Here is a 262-nt window from a genome sequence, read left to right as displayed (position 1 = left end):
TAAATTGCAATCACTTGCTGAACGTGTTAAACGACTTCAAATGTCTTATCCAGAACTTTACGAATTGATTGTAGCAGAACTTACACAAGCTATCGTAAACAAAATTGTTGACCTTGCTCTTGTTGAGGGAGACGGAACAAACGGCTTTAAATCAATCGAAAAAGAAGCAGACGCTAAAAAAATCAAAAAAATTACTACAAAGGCCAAATCAGCTGGAAAAACTCCATTTGCTGACGCTATTGAAGAAGCGGTTGACTTTGTT

At 36.6% G+C, this 262-nt stretch carries 1 protein-coding gene; it reads left to right on the top strand.

Annotated elements, in window-relative coordinates:
* Positions 1 to 40: 40 nt before the first annotated feature.
* On the top strand, positions 41 to 262 hold a 222-nt coding region (locus FDW96_RS02965; protein ID WP_212732852.1), incomplete at its 3' end, for a hypothetical protein.

The organism is Citrobacter sp. TBCS-15, from assembly GCF_005280815.1.
GTDB classification, from domain to species: domain Bacteria; phylum Pseudomonadota; class Gammaproteobacteria; order Enterobacterales; family Enterobacteriaceae; genus Citrobacter; species Citrobacter werkmanii.
This window is presented reverse-complemented; position numbering and strand designations above follow the sequence as displayed.